We start from the raw sequence: 16,934 nt of genomic DNA, 5'->3' as shown, positions 1-16,934 counted from the left end.
AAACAGGGAAAGAATCCCGAATGATCTGTCTTTGACGGATTGTTCGGGATTTTTTTATGCCCAAGCCTTGAGAGGAGATATGACGATGGAACCAAAAATGGAACGCGTGAACGAAGGATATAGAAGGACAACACCGCTGCAAGGTCATAGTTCGCCGGGATCTCGCCGCAAAAATGAAGGCGACATAATTGGTGATCGATACCGCATTTTACGCATAATTGGAGAAGGCGGGATGGGTATTGTATACGCGGCGGAGGATCTGCGACTTGGAGGCATGGTTCGGGCAGTCAAAATCGGGGTATCTGGAAATAGCAGAGAGGGGTTGGGTGAAGAGGCGGCCACACTGATGAGGCTTAACCATCCTCATTTGCCGCAGCTGCTGGATTATTGTCCGGCGAAAAGCCTTGATGATGTCGAGGCGCTGGTAATGGACTATTTTGAGGGCATAACGGGAATAGAAGCTGTTCATTCGGGGGGACTGGAGCAAGAGTGCGTGCTCGGGATTGGTATCCAGCTTTGCGATGCGCTCTCTTACCTGCACGAGCAGCCGGTTCCCGTCATTCATCGGGACTTGAAGCCGTCCAACATCCTGATTGGAGCCGGGGGACACGTCAAGCTGATTGATTTTGGCATATCGCGTTTATTTCAGGTAGGACAGACCCATGACACGGTTATGCTGGGCACAGCGGGATTTGCTTCTCCGGAGCAGCGGCAGGGCGCCCAGAGCGATGCCAGAAGCGATGTATACGGCTTGGGCGCTCTGTTGTATTTCCTGGCATCGGGAGGCGGAATGATCGGGAACGGCAGCCGCAAGGAGCAGCTAAGCCTGTTGGCGAAGCTGGAGGGCCGCTTCACCGCCGAGGCCCGCCAACTGCTCAGCGACATGCTGGAGCCGGACAAAAGCCGCCGTCCCCAGAGCATGCGCCAGGTGCGCGAAGTCATGCTGCAATGCGGCGGCCGGCAAGCAGGACTGAAACAGACTTACGGCGGAGGCGGCTCGTTCCGCCGGAGTCGGGCCAAATGGATCAGCGTTTTGTCGCTGACTCCGGGAGCAGGCGCAACCACGCTGGCCCTGACGCTTGCCTGGATGCTGGCTCGCGAGGGCAAGGCGACAACGGCGTTGGAATACGCCGGATTGGCGTCCGAATGGACGGAGCTGCTGCCGGGCTGCTGGGAGGGTCAACCCAATATGGAGCAGGGCATATGCCGGGGAGGGCTGAACCGCGCAAAAAACGCCATCCATGTGCAATTGCTGTCTCTTCAGGGGATATCATCACGCAGCGCAAATCCCCGGTCGGCGCTGCTTGGCCAAGCGCTGCGCGAGGCCGAAGGAGAATATGTCATTGCCGATTTGTCCAGCGGCTGGGATGGAGATGCTCTTCAAGGAATGCTGTCCCAGTCCAGCTTGGTGCTTGCAGTAGGCGACCCTGCGTTGTCCAAATGGCAAATCCCCAAACTTCTGAAGCTTGCTGCGCTTAAGGAGCAGTTGGAGAAGGAGGGGCGGCATTTGCACTGGATTGCCAACAAGGACTTGAAATTCCGGGGCAGGCAGGAGTGGCTGTCTTCCTTTCCGGCCCTTCCGCTCGCGGTCGTGCCGTTGTTGCCGGCCCGCGAGGTGCTGGATACGCTTTGGAGAGGGAGATGGCTCACCGAGCATCCCGTGTTGGGGCAGGAGCTGGATAAGGCTTTTCGCCCTATTGTTGGGGATGTTTTGAAGCTCTGAAGAGCGACTGCCGGCGTATGGATTGGAATGGACTGGCTTGCATTTGCGGAGCCCCTTCATTATGATGAAAGTACTATGCAATGGAAGGAGTCAATTCATGAACGAGCGTGTTCTTGTGGTTGAGGATGAAGCGGGAATCGCGCGCATATTGCAGTTGGAGCTGGAGCATGAGGGCTATGTCGTTGGCGTCGCAAGCGATGGTCGCACTGGCTACGAGATGGCTTCGGGCGGCGATTGGCAGCTTGTGCTGCTGGACGTCATGCTGCCGGAGATGAGCGGCATTGAAGTGCTTCGGCTGATACGGCAAGCGGGAAATCCGGTGCCGATCATTTTGCTGACGGCAAGGGATACGGTGCCCGATAAGGTAAGCGGCTTCGAGCATGGAGCCAATGACTATATAACAAAACCTTTTGCCATGGAGGAACTGCTTGCGAGGGTGCGCAATATTCTGCGGATTTTCCAGAAGTATCCGCGCGAGGCCGAAGGCTCCGATCTGATCAAGCTAGGCGATTTGTCCATTGAGCTTCGCACTCGCAAGGTGTATCGCAAAGATATTTTGATCGAGCTGACGCCGAGAGAATTCGAACTGCTGGTTTATCTCGTGGAAAATCGCAATGTGGAGAAGTCGCGCGAAGATATTTTGTCCGAAGTATGGGGGTATGACTTTATCGGGGAAACCAACCTGGTAGACGTGTATATCCGGTACTTGCGGCAGAAGCTGGACAAAGGCTACCGGCACAAGCTGATTCATACGGTGCGTGGCGTAGGATATATGATTAAGGAGCCGGATGCATGACGCTGCGTAAACGTTTTACGCTTTTTACGATATTTTGGCTTATCCTGATTTTGATTTTTTTCAATATATTCGTTTATTTCTACGTGATCAAAATAACGACCCAAAGCGAAGAAGAGGTCATTGCGACAAAGGTCAATCTGATGCTGGAAAATCCCCGAATACAGAGCGGGCGGGGCCTCAATTCGCCGGATCTGCTGGTGGAATATCATAATGTCAACGAAATGATCCGGATTATTGTGCCCAATAACCGGGTCGTGAACATATCCGGCACACATCCCGTTTTGATGGAGCTGCCCGCCCAGTTCGAGGCGATTCATCATACGGGCATGCTGACGAAAGGCGGAGAGCGTATCCTCTTTATGAGGGTGCCGTTGTACGAGGACGGCAAGGTCATCGCCATGCTGGAGGTCAACCGCATTTTGGACGAGCTGGACGATTATTTGCAGGTGCTGGTTGCGGCGCTTAGCGTGACTAGCGGCGGCGCCATCCTGTTTGCCATCTTCGGCACTTATTGGTTTACGTCCAAGCTGACTGCGCCGATTCAGCAAATGGTAAATACGATGCGCGAAATTGACCGAAGCGGAAAGCTGCGGCAGATCGAGGTAGGCAACCGGGAGGAATCCGCGGAGCTGCAGCAGCTGGTTCGGGCGTTTAACCAGATGATCGGCCGGCTGGATCGAACGTTTGCGCGGCAAAAACAGTTTGTCGCCGATGCCTCTCATGAGCTCAAAACGCCATTAACCGTCATTTCCAGCTACGCGAACATGCTGAAGCGTTGGGGTCGCGACAACGAAAGCGTGCGCGACGAGGCCATCGACGCAATTGCCAGGGAAGCGGAAAGATTGCAGAACCTGACCAAGTCCATGCTGACACTTGCGGAAGCGGAGCAGGAGGATTGGCTGCGCCTGGAGCTGTTCGACGTGGTGCAGGTGGTTGACGAACTGGCGACGATGCTGCAAACGACGTTCCAGCGTCCGATTCGCGTAAAAACATTATCCAGAGTAGTTCGCATGGTCGGGGACAAGGACAAAATCAGGCAGCTGCTTGTTATTTTGCTGGATAATGCGATTAAATACTCGAAAGACCCTATTGATATTTCTATTACTTTGATGCGCAACATTGTCAAAATCGAGGTTAAGGACAAAGGGATGGGCATCTCCGAAAAAGAAATTCCGCATCTGTTCGAACGTTTCTACCGCGTAGACGGCGCACGAAGCCGCACAACGGGCGGCGTAGGTCTGGGATTGTCCATCGCCAAACGAATAGTCGATATGCATGAAGGGAAAATCGATGTGTTCAGCTTGCCTGACCTGGGAACAACCATCACGCTGCAATTCAAGCAGCGCCGCTCTTGAGAAGCGCCGTGTTTTTATCTAGCGCGGCAGCTGACTAATCTGCAATAATAACAATTCGGGAGGAAAAGCAATGAAGTTTCGCACTGCCGCCGTACAGTATCATTTGGCGGATATTGATCATATCGAGGAGTTCAAGCATCAGGTTACCCATTATGTCAAAACGGCTTCGGAATACGGCGTACAATTTTTGCTGTTTCCGGAGTTTATGACGACCCAGCTTCTGTCCCTGGGCGATGGCAGCGGAAATGCGCTGCCGATCGAAAGGCTGCCTGATTTTACAGAGGCCTACATAACGTTGTTTCAGGAATTGGCTAAGGCCTATGACATGTACATTGTTGGCGGAACGCATGTCGTAGAGGTTGAGGGAGGCAAACTCCGCAATGCCGCCCACTTGTTTCATCCCGATGGAAAAATCGATGTCCAGCACAAAATCCATCTGACGCCTACCGAGGAGACGGAATGGAATATGTCCAAAGGCGATGGCGTGGAAGTGTTCCAAACGAAGTTTGGCACGATCGCTATGTTGACCTGCTATGATATCGAATTTCCGGAAATTGTGCGGATGGCCAGGGCAAAAGGAGCAGATGTTATTTTCTGTCCATCCTGCACGGACGACAGACATGGGTTTTACCGCGTCCGGTATTGCTGCCACGCGCGCACGATCGAAAATCAGATTTACGTGGTTGCGACGGGTACGGTTGGTTCGCTGCGCAAGGTCGATTTTATGAGGGGCAATTTTGGTCAAGCGGCCATTATCGCTCCCAATGATATTCCGTTCCCGCCAGGAGGCATTATTGCGGAAGGCGTTATTAACGACGACATGCTTGTTGTAGGCGACCTTGATCTCGACCTGCTGGAAGAGGTGCGGAAAAACGGTTCCGTCATGACCTGGCGCGACCGCAGAGCCGATCTGTATACGGACTGGTCTTAGCGAAAACGGCTCTGTGTTAGATCCAGCCTGGACGAACGATAAAGGAACGGCAGCGTTCCGTAGGAAGGAGGCTGCAAGTTGAACAAACAACTTTATATCATAAATGAAGGCAAACCTGAACTGGCTACCATTCGGAGCTATGGAGCTGCCGATTTTGACGGAATGATCGACGTGCAGCGCGAAAGCTTTCCTCCGCCTTACCCGGAGGAGCTGCTCTGGAACAAGGAGCAGCTGTCAAATCATGTGACAAAGTTCCCGCAGGGAGCGCTTTGCGTGGAGATTGGAGGCCGGTTGGCAGGGTCGATGACCGCCCTCCTAGTGAATATGGGAGACTATCATGGCTCACATAGCTGGGAGACCATTGCGGACAATGGATACATAGGCAACCATAACCCAAAAGGCGACACACTTTACGTCATCGACGTATGCGTCATTCCCGCTTACCGCAAGGCCGGCGTCGGCAAATGGCTGATGCAGTCCATGTATGAAACGGTTGTGCATCTTGGCTTAAAGCGGCTCCTTGGAGGCGGCCGCATGCCGGGATATGCCGCCAAAGCGGATAACGCGTCGCCAGAGCAATATCTGGAAAAGGTGATTTCGGGAGAGTGGAAGGACCCGGTCATCACCTTTTTGCTGAAGTGCGGAAGAATGCCAATCGGAGTGGAGCGCAATTATTTGGACGACGAGCAATCCTTGAACAATGCCGCATTGATGGAATGGCGCAACCCATTTCTCCATGCGGAATAAAGCTAGAAATCGAGGAGCGGAGCTTAGTGGGAGCTAAGTGAGCACCCCAAATGTTTCTGAAAGAAACATACTTCGGAAGCCTACGCTTATTTCGGCTGAATGCCATATTCGACGTCAACCTTGCCGCTAGGCAAGCTGCGTAATGGAAAGCGGACTTTTTGAACATCCTCTATAAATCAAAAGTTCAAAAAGTTCGGTTTTCAGTACCGAGAAGATGGGATGAAGCTAGAAACTGAGTAGCGGAGCTTAGTGGAAGCTAAGTGAGCAACGGAAGCTTCGGCTGAATGCTATATTCGACGTCAACCTTGCCGCTAGGCAAGCTGCGTAATGGAAAGCGGACTTTTTGAACATCCTCTATAAATCAAAAGTTTAAAAAGTTCGGTTTTCAGTACCGAGAAGATGGGATGAAGCTAGAAACTGAGTAGCGGAGCTTAGTGGAAGCTAAGTGAGCAACGGAAGTTTCGGCTGAATGCCATATTCGACGTCAACCTTGCCGCTAGGCAAGCTGCGTAATGGAAAGCGGACTTTTTGAACATCCTCTATAAATCAAAAGTTTAAAAAGTTCGGTTTTCAGTACCGAGAAGATGGGATGAAGCTAGAAACTGAGTAGCGAAGCTTAGTGGAAGCTAAGTGAGCAACGGAAGCTTCGGCTGAATGCCATATTCGATGTCAACCTTGCCGCTAGGCAAGCTGCGTAATGGAAAGCGGACTTTTTGAACATCCTATAAAAGAAAGCGAGTGTGTTTGAACGATGTTGACTTATCACCGTGTAACATCCCTAGACGATCCTTACTTTAAGCCTCTGCATGAATTGCTAGGGACTATTTTTCCGCCTGAAGAGGTGCTGGCGTACGAGCTCTGGCGCGAGCCGCTTCTGGATCCATCCATTCATGTCTATGCGGCCTTGTATGGAGAGGAAGTTGTGGGAGCCACGGAGTACCGCTATTATCCCGACCTGCGCGTAGCCATGACGGATTTCACCATTATCGGAAAACCGGCAATGGGCATCGGACGTTTCCTGCTGCGCAACCGCGAGAAGGACTTGCAGCGGCTGGCGCAAGAATCCGGCACCGAGCCGCTTGGCATGTTCGCAGAGGTGTATGACCCGTACCGCGCTGCGGAACATGGTTTTGGCGGCGTATCTCCGATGAACCCTTATGTTCGCCGCGAGGTGTTGTCCCATATCGGCTACAAGCGTCTGGACTTTACCTATGTGCATCCGTCCTGGGATCACGAGGGACAGGCAGTGGAAGAACTGGATCTATGCTTCCTTCCGCAAGACGAGGAGCGCCAGGAGCTGGACGCTGCGTTGATTGCTACCTTCCTGGAAGGTTATTATTCCGCGCTGCCCAATAAACCGGAGGCATGGCTCGATATGGTCGAAAGCCTCAATAAACGCGAGACGGTTCAATTAAAACCGCTATGACGGAGCTTATTTTTCGCGGAACGGGCGATTCACAAGGCGTTCCGCGTGTTTATTGCCAATGCGCCGTATGCGAGGAGGCAAGGCTGTTGGGACCGGACGGAGGCATTAACCGCAGGTTTCGCTCTTCCTTGCAAATCAATGATGACAAGGCTGGTGTCCTCTGGATTGACTGCGGTCCCGACTGGAAGCTGCAAATGGAGGCGGCGGGGCTGAGAAGAATAGATGCCATGCTGATAACCCATGCCCACTACGATCATATTGGCGGGTTGCCGGAGTGGTACGATGTTTGCCGCTGGACAGACCAAACCGGAATTTTATATGCGCCGTCTGAAGTGATTAGCGAAATCAGGTCGCGTTTTCCATGGCTGGAGAGCCGGATTCGCTATTTGCCATTCGACGAAATTTTAACCTTTGGCGATTGGGAAGCAACTAGCTGGCGGGTCAATCATGGGAAAAACGGATATTCGTATGCTTTTCACTTCAGACATGCCGCAAACCGTTATTCGTGGGCGTATTGCAGCGACGCAATTGATTTGACGGAAGAACAGAAAAAGCCGCTGGAAGGATTGGATCTGCTGGTTCTGGGAACCAGCTTTTACAAGGAGCCGTATCCCCGCGAAACTCGTTCTGTCTATGATGTAACGGAAGCAGCCGAGCTTGCGGCGGCTTTGAAACCAGGGCAAATGTGGCTCACCCATATGTCGCATGATATCGACATCAGGGGAGGACATACCTTGCCGTCGGGAATGGAATATGCGGCGACAGGCCAATTGATCACACTGCCGGTTTGAAAACTCTGCAACGAAGCCGGAAGTCTAAGCCAAAACAGGCAGTGAGATCGCACTATTGACTTCTATAATGTGGTTCAGTTAAGATAAGGTGGAATAAGGTTAAAGTGTTTATACAACCTTTACAAAGGGGAAATTTTAATGATTACCGGTGTTCTTAACTCATAAATTGGATATGACCAAGCATCATGAAGGTCCTGCTGAACGTATAGTAGAGGCTTTGTTTCGTGATCTGGTCCCATGAGTTGAGAACATGAGGATTTCCGCCTGCATACCTGAAGGTAGACAGACTGAACACCGTGCTTCTTGGCAAGCACGGTTTTTTTGTTGCCATTTTTTGTATAGCGCCGCATAAGCGCTCTATTTGGCAATGGTCTGTTGTCCCGAAAGACAGGAAGAGACGCTCACGCGTTCCTTCCTGTCTTTTTTGTTTATAAAAAAGGAGGCATAAAGCATGAATGAAGCAACTTTAAAAACGCTGGAATACGACAAAGTGAAAGAAAGCATCGCAGATTTGGCGGTATCTTCCGCAGGAAAAATGCTTGTGGAAGAAATGAAGCCGCTAACGGAAATACGGGCTGTCGAGTCCAGATTGCGCGAAACGGAGGAAGGCTGTCGGCTTTTGGCCAGAGGAGCGAGCATCCCATTATCCGCTATGGACGGTATTCAGGATTTGCTGTTATTGCTCGGCAAAGGCAGAGTTTACAATGAGCAGGAATTGGAGCAGCTGGCGGTGTGGCTAACCTCCGTTGCTCAAATGAAACGTTATATGGTCAGCAAACATGAGCTGGCGCCTACCATTTCAGGTTATGGCGCAAATCTGGATGAATGTCCTCGCCTGAGGGAGGAATTGCAGCGATGCTTGAGATACGGGCAGCTCCTCGACGAAGCAAGTCCAGAGCTGGGCTATATTCGCAGGCACATCTATGCAGTAGAGGATAAAATCGAAAAGCGGATGAACCAGCTGATGGGCAAATACAGAAGTTATTTGCAAGAAGCCGTCATAAGCCGGCGAGGCGGCAGATTGGTGTTGGCCGTAAAACGCGAACAGCGAAAATTTGTGCCCGGCTCGGTGCTGGACGAATCCGCCAGCGGGCAAACGCTGTTTGTGGAGCCGACAGATATCGGTGCGCTGCAAGGCGAGCTTGCTGACTGGAAGGCAGCGGAGGAACGCGAGCGTTACGCTGTTTTGGCCGCATTGTCCCAGCAAGCGGAGGTTCATGGGAGAGCTCTGTTCGCGAATAGGGAAGTCATGGCGATTCTAGATTACATTACGGCGCGCGCCAAATGGTCGCAAAGCTGCGGCGGACGACGCATTACGACAGCTTCAGCACCTGTTATCGTCTTGCGCGACGCCCGCCATCCGCTATTAGGGAGAGAGTGCGAGCCGCTTAACGTTGAGCTGGGTTTGGACTGGAAGCAGCTTATTATTACTGGACCCAATACAGGCGGAAAAACGATCGCGTTAAAAACGATAGGTTTGCTGGCGCTACTCCATCAGAGCGGTTTGCTTGTGCCGGCCGGAGAGGGCAGCACATTGGGGCTGTTTACCCATATCGCCGCCGATATCGGAGACGGCCAAAGTCTGGAACAATCGCTAAGCACCTTTTCCGCACATTTGTCCGTGTTAAGCGCCATGCTAAATGAAGCGGATTCCGGCAGCCTGTTGCTGCTGGATGAGATGGCGGCGGGAACCGATCCTTCCGAAGGCATATCGCTATCTATCGCCGTTTTGGAGACGCTGCTGGAGCGCCGTTCATTGGTTGCCGCAACCACACATTTTAATGAAATAAAGACCTATGCGGGTTCTACGGAAGGCTGCATGAATGCACGGATGGCCTTTCATCCCGATACGCTTCGGCCGCTTTACCGGCTTGAGATCGGGGAGGCGGGAGAAAGTCACGCCTTTGACATTGCAAGACGTTACGGTTTGCCGGATGCTGTACTGGCGAGAGCCCAAGCGTTGCTTCAGCAGCATACAAAGCCGGCGCCAGACACTGAATGCTATCCGGGAAGGAAAGTCGAAGGCAATAAGGAAAGGCCTGAGGGCAAGGGGATACGCCAACACGAAAGTAGAAGCGGGAAGAAGCAGGCACAAGTTAATAGAAGGAATGGATTAAACGAGACTGGCCGGGAAAAAGAGGAGAACGCGGCTCCAACCGCCGCGCAGGCGTTTCAGAAGGGCGACTCTGTCTGGATTTATCCCCTCCGCAGAGCGGGAATTGTTTTCCGGCCTGCGGATGAACGGGGCAATGTCATTGTCCAGGTGAAGGGGGAAAAGCTGACCTTTAACCGGAAACGACTCAAGCTTTACATCCAGAAAGGAGAGCTTTACCCCGGCGAGGACTACGATATGGCAATTGTCTTCGATACAAAAGAAAACCGCAAGGCGCGCCATCAGCTGGAGCGGAAGCATGTTGAAGGATTAGAAATCGTGACGGAGGCAAAGGATGTGGACTAAGCGTTGTCTAAAGCCCGCCATGAGTTTTAAGACAACGCTAATCCCGGCTTTGGATCACGAGCAATTTGCCGCTTGCCAGGGTAACTTGTCCCGTCTGCGCAGCCAGCACATTGCTAATGCCTAAAGACTGGCCAATCGTTAGAGTGGCATCCTGGAGCGGATATTGAAATCCGGTCAATGTGATGCCGGTTACTGATTCCGTCAACGGCAGCAGAGATACTTGAGAGTAGCCGAGCTGATGCACGTCAAGACTGGATGTGGCGAGTGCAATTGCATTGTGCTTGTCCAGTATGCAGGCTTCGATTCCTTCGGCTTCGGCAAGCGCCAACAGATGAACGTTTGCGAGCGCATGATCAAATCGGGTGCCGAGGGCGCCCAGCAGCTTGATGCGGGCCGGTTTTTTGGAGAGGGCTAGACGAAAGGCCATCTCGGTGTCGGTGTAATTTTTGTCGACAGGATCGCAGGTAATGAACTCGCCGCAATTAGCGGCAATTCTCTCCTGTTCCTCTGCCGTTACGGAATCAAAGTCGCCAATCGCGACATGAGGGGCAATGCCATTGTCCACCAAAAATAAAGCGCCGCTATCGGCGCCGATCAAGTAGTCGCCGTCTTCTATATGTTGAAGCGCCCAAGCGCCAAGGCTTCCGCCTGTACAAATGATTATGCTGATGCCCATTATGTATTCTCCCATTCTGACAGATATCCAATCTTTGATAGTATAGCTCCTGTGGGCAAATCCTACAATAAAGGCGGGATAAGGAGCTGTCGCCTATTGTACAAATTTGTCGTTGCGAACACGGGCTAGCGGGGATAAAATGGGGGAGGGGCGGAGCAGAGTGTAATGGGAAGCGAGGCTAGGCAACAGTGAGCATGGATATTTTCAGCGTGTTCAGCTTGATCGGCACGATTGCGTTTGCGGTCAGCGGCGCCGTGGTGGCGATGGAAGAGGAATACGATATTTTGGGCGTGTACGTGTTAGGGCTGGTTACAGCTTTTGGCGGAGGGGTCATCCGGAATTTGCTTATCGGCATGCCGGTAACCATGCTGTGGAGCCAGGGGTATTTGCTGAAAACGGCACTTGTGGCGATGACGATTGTGTTTCTGCTTCCGGTCAGATGGATTCTTCGCTGGCGCAGAAGCGAAGCTTTTTTTGATGCAATCGGATTGTCGGCTTTTGCCATTCAAGGAGCGCTTTATGCAACCCAAATGAACCATCCGCTCAGCGCGGTGCTGGTTGCCGGGATGCTGACGGGTATCGGAGGAGGCATCATCCGCGATTTGCTTGCGGGAAGAAAACCGCTGGTGCTGAAGGATGAGATTTATGCGGTATGGGCCATGTTAGCGGGGCTAGCCGTCGGCATGGGCTGGTTTGTTGGGCCTGTGGAGCTGCTGGTGTTATTTGTTATCATTATCGCATTCCGGATGATGTCGGTCTATTTCAAGTGGAAGCTGCCGCGCAGGTCGTTGAAAGGAGCGTTTGCCGCATCCGCCAACAACGCAAACCGCAAGAGCAATTTTTTCAAAAGAAAGGGTAGTTAGCGGATGGAAAAAAAGGCGCGAATCCTGTTTGTATGCCTGGGCAATATTTGCCGTTCGCCCATGGCGGAAGCCGTTATGCGGCATGAAGTCGCCAAAGCTGGTTTGAGCAGCGTCGTGGAAGTGGATTCTGCGGGCACGGGCGATTGGCATCTGGGCAAGCCCCCTCATGAAGGAACTCGCCATGTGCTGGATCAGCATGGCATTTCTTATGCGGGAATGGCGGCGAGACAGGTCAAACGCGATGATTATGATCAATTTCACTACATCGTTTGCATGGACGGGAAAAATTACGGAGACGTCCGAAAGCTGTTCGGCATAGGCGGCGTGCACGACGGAGCCGGGGAGAACGCTTGGCCCAAGGTGCTGACCTTTATGAGCCTTTTGCCAAAACGCGGCTCGGAGGATGTTCCAGATCCGTATTACACCGGCAACTTTGATTTCGTTTATGAGTTAGTGGAAGAGGGTTGCGAAGCTCTGCTTCAAAAAGTGAAGGCTGATTTGGAGCTTGATTAACGCTTGCCGGACCGGCAGCGAAGACGATGCTTAACCCCGCGAGGGATATACATCTTGTCTTCGTGTCCACCGGTCCGCAGCAAGTACGAAGGTATTGTTGTTTTACAAGCAGGTAGGGGAGTGTTTATTCCACTTCAATAAAGTGGAGGAGAGCTTGCGGCACTTCCTGCTGCCAGAAGCCCCATTGATGTTTGCCGTCTTTTTCTTCATAGAAAACGGAGGCGCCCTTTTGCTTCAGAATCGCTACGGTATCGCGGTTAAGCTGCACAAAATCAAATACGCCGCGGTCTGTTTCGAAAGCGTTCTCCTGCAGTCCGACGATCATATACATATGCAGTCCGCTTAGATCGGAAGACTCCGCAAGAATTTGCTGAGATGCAGGGTAGAAGGCGCCCGACATGGAGATTACGGAATTAAAAAGTTCAGGGTGGCTTACAGCCAGATGAAGGCTTGCCGTTCCCCCAAGGGAGTCGCCTGCAAGAATCCGGTACTGTGGTTCCCGCCGAACGGAAAAGCGTTCTTCAATAAAAGGGACAAGCTCTTCGGCGAAAAAAGCGATATAGCCGGCGTAACGGTTTCCATCCGGCGCATATTCATCACTGCGAACCGATTTGTCGACATCAACGCCTACAATGAGGAACGGCTCCAGTCCCTCGTCCAGGATAAGACGCGTGGCGGTGGTCGCGATCCGGCCGAAATTGAAAAAATCCTCGCCGTCCTGGCAGTAGACAACGGGATAGCTCAGCAGCTCATTATAGCCCGGTGGAAGAAAGACGCGAAGGTTTCGGCTGCCTTCCGGCAAATACCGGCTTTCCACCGTTTCTTTCAGAATGGTTCTTTTCATGTAGGGATCGTTGCTCATGGATATGCTCCTTTGCGTGAATGGAATGGAAAACCTTAGTTATGGGAACACAATAAAAGTGCGTGTTCAATAACCTCTAAAAAGGGGTCATATCAACTCAAGCAGCACCCAGCTTCCAGGTCGCCTGCAATTAGATTCCTTCTTGAGCCTGAAATGGCGCTGCAAGCGACACAAGAGATTGTTGTATTATTCTGTTACAGTGATTTTTGTCATCTGTAGCATATACAATTTCTTAAAAAAGAATAAAAATCTCTTCGAAAATCGGGGGTTTTTCTCTTTTTGCTTTGACCATTTTTGCTAAACAGGTTTATAATAATTCTATAACAGAGCAACCTGATTTTCAAATATTTCAATTGAGGTGAGCGTTCAAAATGAGCAAACTGCCATACGAAGTTCAAACGGAGCCAGTAGCACCGTTGTCCGTATTGTCGCTCGATGGAGAAGTAACAAATCCGGACCTGCTTCCGGAATTGTCTGATGATCAATTAAAGGAAATTATGTACCGTATGGTATTTACCCGTACTTGGGACGAGCGGGCCGTTAACCTGGGCCGTCAAGGCCGCCTCGGCTTCTACGCTCCGGTTTCGGGTCAAGAAGCTTCCATGGTTGGCAGCGAATATGCACTGAACAAAGACGATTTCATTTGCCCGGGCTACCGCGATATGCCGCAATTGGTATGGCACGGACTTCCGCTGTACCAAGCGTTCCTGTACTCCCGTGGACACCAGCACGGCGGACAAATCCCTGAAGACGTGCATGTATTGATGCCGCAAATTATTATCGGCGCTCAAATTCTGCATGCCACTGGCGTAGCTATGGCATTCAAGAAAAAAGGCGAAAAACGCGTTGCCATTACGTACACAGGCGATGGCGGTTCCTCCGAAGGCGATTTCTACGAAGGTCTGAACTTTGCCGGCGTATACAAACTGCCTGTCATTTATGCTGTTCAAAACAATGGTTATGCAATCACAACGCCGTTCGAGAAACAAACGGCTTCCCTGTCCATCGCTCACAAAGCGGTTGCAGCCGGCATCAAAGGCGTACAAGTTGACGGCATGGACGTTCTGGCCGTTATCAAAGCTGTTCGCGACGCGGCTGAGCGCGGCAGAAACGGCGAAGGCGCAACGCTGATCGAGCTGTTGACGTACCGTTTCCGTCCGCATTCCCTTGCAGACGATGCGACTAAATACCGCACTAAAGACGAAGAAGCAGAATGGGCTCTTAAAGATCCGATTATCCGTTATGGCAAATACCTGGAGAAAAAAGGTCTTTGGACGGAAGAAGATACAAACCGCGTAAAAGAAGAAGCAAAAGCTGCTGTAATCGAAAACATCAAAAAAGCTGAAGCTGTTGAAAAAATGACGGTTGCCGGCTTGATCGATACAATGTTCGAAACAACACCGCAACACCTTGAAGAACAAAAGGCCGATTTTCAGTAAGAAGGGGAGGATTAAACAATCATGGCACAAATGAATATGCTTGAAGCGATTCGCGATGCAATGCGCGTAGAATTGACACGTGATCCCAACGTAGTCATCTTCGGTGAAGATGTGGGCAAGGTTGGTGGCGTGTTCCGTGTAACAGAAGGTTTGCAAAAGGAATTTGGCGAGGAGCGCGTATTTGATACGCCGCTTGCTGAATCCGCAATTGCCGGTATGGCGGTTGGCATGGGGCTGCAAGGCTTCCGTCCTATCGCGGAAATCCAGTTTGTAGGCTTCATCTATGAAGCGCTTGACCAAATGTTCATCCAAGCAGCACGTATGCGTTACCGTTCCGGCGGCCGCTACAACTCGCCGATCGTATTCCGCACGCCTTTCGGCGGCGGCGTTAAGGCAGCCGAGCTGCACACGGACTCCCTTGAAGGTCTTGCGATTCAAACGCCGGGCATCAAGGTGATTATTCCTTCCAATCCTTACGATGCAAAAGGCCTGATGATCTCTGCGATCCGTGATAACGATCCGGTGTTCTTCATGGAGCATCTTAACCTGTACCGTGCGTTCAAGGCAGAAGTGCCTGAAGGCGAATATACCATTGAAATCGGCAAAGCCAACGTTGTTCGCGAAGGCAGCGACGTTACGATTCTGGCTTACGGCATGATGGTTCACACCGCTGTTAAAGCTGCGGATGAGCTGGAAAAACAAGGCGTAAAAGCGGAAGTTATCGACCTTCGCACGCTTCTGCCGCTGGATATCGACACCATTGTGGCTTCCATTCAAAAAACAAACCGCGCTATCGTGGTGCAAGAAGCGCAAAAAACATCCGGCGTAGCCGCTGAAGTAATTGCGCAAATTAACGAAAAAGCAATTCTGCATCTGGAAGCGCCAGTTCTTCGCGTAGCGGGCCCGGATACCGTATATCCATTCGCGCAAATCGAAGACGCATGGCTGCCTACACCTGCACGCATTGTTGCGGCTGCCAAAAAGGTTATTGAATTTTAAGGCTTTTTAGTTGACATATTGTAATACTTGACAGGGAAAATGCTAAAGGAGGTTGCTTGCGGTGGCAAAATTTGAATATAAGTTTCCGGAGCTTGGCGAAGGCCTGCACGAAGGCGAGATTGTAAAAGTATTGATCCAGCCCGGTCAAACCGTAACAGATGACGACATTATTATGGAAGTGCAAAACGACAAGGCGATTGTTGAAGTGCCTTGTCCGGTAAACGGCAAAGTGCTTGAGGTAAAGGTGAAGGACGGACAAGTATGCCATGTTGGCGAACTTGTAGCGATCATCGAAGCTGAAGGCGAACTTCCTGAGGGAGCGGAAGCTCCTGCCGAAGAGCCGAAGAAAGAAGAAGCGGCGCCTGCGGCTTCCGCAGCTCCGGCCGCGGCTCCAGCAGTAGAAGCGAAAGCAACTAATGCTGCAGTTCTGGCTACGCCAAGCGTTCGCAAGTTTGCTCGCGAGCAAGGCGTAGATCTGGCTCAAGTGAACGGCTCCGGCAAAAATGGCCGCATCACTCGCGAGGACGTTAGCGGATTTGACGGCGCTGCTGCACCTGCAGCCGCTACTGAAGCTCCTGCAGCGAGCGCAGCTTCCCAAGAAGCTCCAAAAGCAGCTGCGGAATCCAAACCGGTTGTATCCGGAGACGCATACCGTCCGGAAGAGCGCGTTCCTTTCAAAGGCATTCGCAAAGTTATCGCCGGCGCGATGTCCAAATCGGTTTACACCGCTCCTCACGTTACCATCATGGACGAAGTGGACGTTACCGAGCTTGTTGCGCTGCGTGCAAAATACAAGCCTTATGCGGAGAAAAAAGGCTCCAAGCTTACTTACCTGCCATTTATCGTCAAAGCTTTGGTTGCAGCTTGCCGCCAGTTCCCGATCATGAACTCCACGCTGGATGAGGCTAACCAAGAAATCGTTTACCGCAAATACTACAATGTTGGTATTGCAACGGACACCGACAATGGTTTGATCGTTCCTGTTATCGAAGATGCTGACCGTAAAAACATCTTTATGGTTGCAGACAAAATCCGCGACCTGGCTCTTCGTGGACGCGACGGCAAACTTGCCGGCAACGAACTGAAAGGCAGCACAATCACGATTTCCAACATTGGTTCCGCAGGCGGCATGTTCTTTACGCCGGTTATCAACTTCCCTGAGGTTGCTATCCTGGGTACTGGTCGTATTTCCGAAAAAGCGATTGTACGCGACGGCGAAATCGTTGCTGCTCCTGTAATGGCACTGTCGCTCAGCTTTGACCACCGTCTGATCGACGGCGCAACAGCCCAAAACTTTATGAACTATATCAAGCAGCTTCTGGCGCAGCCTGAACTGTTTATTATGGAGGTATAAG

The 16,934-nt window shown here is 51.7% G+C and carries 15 protein-coding genes; 13 read left to right on the top strand and 2 right to left on the bottom strand.

The window, feature by feature from the left end; translation table 11 throughout:
* The first annotated feature begins 85 nt into the window (after nt 1-85).
* The 8 genes from ACX93W_RS04235 (at nt 86) to ACX93W_RS04200 (ending at nt 10,227) form a co-directional block, all read left to right on the top strand.
* Nucleotides 86-1,723, top strand: coding sequence for a protein kinase domain-containing protein (locus tag ACX93W_RS04235; protein ID WP_459391063.1), 1,638 nt, complete (start codon nt 86-88; stop codon nt 1,721-1,723).
* A gap of 97 nt (nt 1,724-1,820) precedes the next feature.
* Nucleotides 1,821-2,519, top strand: a complete 699-nt coding sequence (locus ACX93W_RS04230) for a response regulator transcription factor (RefSeq protein ID WP_459391062.1) — start codon at nt 1,821-1,823, stop codon at nt 2,517-2,519.
* Nucleotides 2,516-3,874: a HAMP domain-containing sensor histidine kinase gene (locus tag ACX93W_RS04225; protein ID WP_459391061.1), complete on the top strand. Its 1,359-nt coding sequence runs from the start codon at nt 2,516-2,518 to the stop codon at nt 3,872-3,874. The genes ACX93W_RS04230 and ACX93W_RS04225 overlap by 4 nt, the downstream gene beginning before the upstream one ends.
* Nucleotides 3,875-3,944: 70 nt before the next feature.
* Nucleotides 3,945-4,805 carry a carbon-nitrogen hydrolase family protein gene (locus ACX93W_RS04220; protein WP_459391060.1) on the top strand — a complete coding sequence of 287 codons (861 nt, stop codon included), beginning with the start codon at nt 3,945-3,947 and terminating at the stop codon, nt 4,803-4,805.
* Between the two features lie 78 nt (nt 4,806-4,883).
* Nucleotides 4,884-5,552 carry a GNAT family N-acetyltransferase gene (locus tag ACX93W_RS04215; RefSeq protein WP_459391059.1) on the top strand — a complete coding sequence of 223 codons (669 nt, stop codon included), beginning with the start codon at nt 4,884-4,886 and terminating at the stop codon, nt 5,550-5,552.
* Nucleotides 5,553-6,306: 754 nt separating this feature from the next.
* Nucleotides 6,307-6,978: a GNAT family N-acetyltransferase gene (locus ACX93W_RS04210; protein ID WP_459392005.1), complete on the top strand. Its 672-nt coding sequence runs from the start codon at nt 6,307-6,309 to the stop codon at nt 6,976-6,978.
* Between the two features lie 86 nt (nt 6,979-7,064).
* The gene (locus tag ACX93W_RS04205) at nt 7,065-7,769 is read left to right on the top strand and encodes an MBL fold metallo-hydrolase (RefSeq protein ID WP_459391058.1); all 705 of its coding nucleotides are present in this window, start codon (nt 7,065-7,067) and stop codon (nt 7,767-7,769) included.
* Between the two features lie 451 nt (nt 7,770-8,220).
* Nucleotides 8,221-10,227: an endonuclease MutS2 gene (locus ACX93W_RS04200; RefSeq protein ID WP_459391057.1), complete on the top strand. Its 2,007-nt coding sequence runs from the start codon at nt 8,221-8,223 to the stop codon at nt 10,225-10,227.
* 37 nt (nt 10,228-10,264) lie between these two features.
* Here the strand turns inward: ACX93W_RS04200 and ACX93W_RS04195 are convergent, their stop codons facing one another.
* A complete protein-coding gene (locus ACX93W_RS04195; RefSeq protein WP_459391056.1) occupies nt 10,265-10,903 on the bottom strand; it encodes a thiamine diphosphokinase in 639 nt (212 codons plus the stop codon).
* Nucleotides 10,904-11,097: 194 nt separating this feature from the next.
* Between ACX93W_RS04195 and ACX93W_RS04190 the strand changes: the two genes are divergently transcribed.
* Both ACX93W_RS04190 and ACX93W_RS04185 read left to right on the top strand, forming a co-directional pair.
* Nucleotides 11,098-11,766: a trimeric intracellular cation channel family protein gene (locus ACX93W_RS04190; protein ID WP_459392004.1), complete on the top strand. Its 669-nt coding sequence runs from the start codon at nt 11,098-11,100 to the stop codon at nt 11,764-11,766.
* A gap of 3 nt (nt 11,767-11,769) precedes the next feature.
* Entirely contained in the window at nt 11,770-12,279 is a 510-nt protein-coding gene (locus ACX93W_RS04185) for a low molecular weight protein-tyrosine-phosphatase (protein WP_459391055.1), read from the top strand.
* 124 nt (nt 12,280-12,403) lie between these two features.
* Here the strand turns inward: ACX93W_RS04185 and ACX93W_RS04180 are convergent, their stop codons facing one another.
* Complete coding sequence (locus ACX93W_RS04180) at nt 12,404-13,141, bottom strand: alpha/beta hydrolase (protein ID WP_459391054.1); 738 nt, start codon at nt 13,139-13,141, stop codon at nt 12,404-12,406.
* A gap of 371 nt (nt 13,142-13,512) precedes the next feature.
* On the opposite strand from ACX93W_RS04180, the gene pdhA reads away from it, so the two are divergent.
* The 3 genes from pdhA (at nt 13,513) to ACX93W_RS04165 (ending at nt 16,933) form a co-directional block, all read left to right on the top strand.
* Nucleotides 13,513-14,580 carry a pyruvate dehydrogenase (acetyl-transferring) E1 component subunit alpha gene (gene pdhA / locus ACX93W_RS04175; protein ID WP_459391053.1) on the top strand — a complete coding sequence of 356 codons (1,068 nt, stop codon included), beginning with the start codon at nt 13,513-13,515 and terminating at the stop codon, nt 14,578-14,580.
* 21 nt (nt 14,581-14,601) lie between these two features.
* Nucleotides 14,602-15,579 (top strand): alpha-ketoacid dehydrogenase subunit beta, encoded by a 978-nt coding sequence (locus tag ACX93W_RS04170; RefSeq protein WP_459391052.1) that lies wholly within the window; start codon nt 14,602-14,604, stop codon nt 15,577-15,579.
* Between the two features lie 61 nt (nt 15,580-15,640).
* Nucleotides 15,641-16,933 (top strand): dihydrolipoamide acetyltransferase family protein, encoded by a 1,293-nt coding sequence (locus ACX93W_RS04165; RefSeq protein WP_459391051.1) that lies wholly within the window; start codon nt 15,641-15,643, stop codon nt 16,931-16,933.
* The last annotated feature ends 1 nt before the right edge of the window (nt 16,934 follow it).

It is taken from the genome of Paenibacillus sp. CAU 1782 (assembly GCF_054551715.1).
This window is presented reverse-complemented; position numbering and strand designations above follow the sequence as displayed.

What these genes read in the sequence shown, in the direction of transcription:
- ACX93W_RS04235 (WP_459391063.1), top strand. Translation starts at nt 86, where the DNA reads ATGGAACCAAAAATGGAACGCGTGAACGAAGGATATAGAAGGACAACA.
- ACX93W_RS04230 (WP_459391062.1), top strand. Translation starts at nt 1,821, where the DNA reads ATGAACGAGCGTGTTCTTGTGGTTGAGGATGAAGCGGGAATCGCGCGC.
- ACX93W_RS04225 (WP_459391061.1), top strand. Translation starts at nt 2,516, where the DNA reads ATGACGCTGCGTAAACGTTTTACGCTTTTTACGATATTTTGGCTTATC.
- ACX93W_RS04220 (WP_459391060.1), top strand. Translation starts at nt 3,945, where the DNA reads ATGAAGTTTCGCACTGCCGCCGTACAGTATCATTTGGCGGATATTGAT.
- ACX93W_RS04200 (WP_459391057.1), top strand. Translation starts at nt 8,221, where the DNA reads ATGAATGAAGCAACTTTAAAAACGCTGGAATACGACAAAGTGAAAGAA.
- ACX93W_RS04195 (WP_459391056.1), bottom strand. Translation starts at nt 10,903, where the DNA reads ATGGGCATCAGCATAATCATTTGTACAGGCGGAAGCCTTGGCGCTTGG.
- ACX93W_RS04190 (WP_459392004.1), top strand. Translation starts at nt 11,098, where the DNA reads ATGGATATTTTCAGCGTGTTCAGCTTGATCGGCACGATTGCGTTTGCG.
- ACX93W_RS04185 (WP_459391055.1), top strand. Translation starts at nt 11,770, where the DNA reads ATGGAAAAAAAGGCGCGAATCCTGTTTGTATGCCTGGGCAATATTTGC.
- ACX93W_RS04180 (WP_459391054.1), bottom strand. Translation starts at nt 13,141, where the DNA reads ATGAGCAACGATCCCTACATGAAAAGAACCATTCTGAAAGAAACGGTG.
- pdhA (WP_459391053.1), top strand. Translation starts at nt 13,513, where the DNA reads ATGAGCAAACTGCCATACGAAGTTCAAACGGAGCCAGTAGCACCGTTG.
- ACX93W_RS04170 (WP_459391052.1), top strand. Translation starts at nt 14,602, where the DNA reads ATGGCACAAATGAATATGCTTGAAGCGATTCGCGATGCAATGCGCGTA.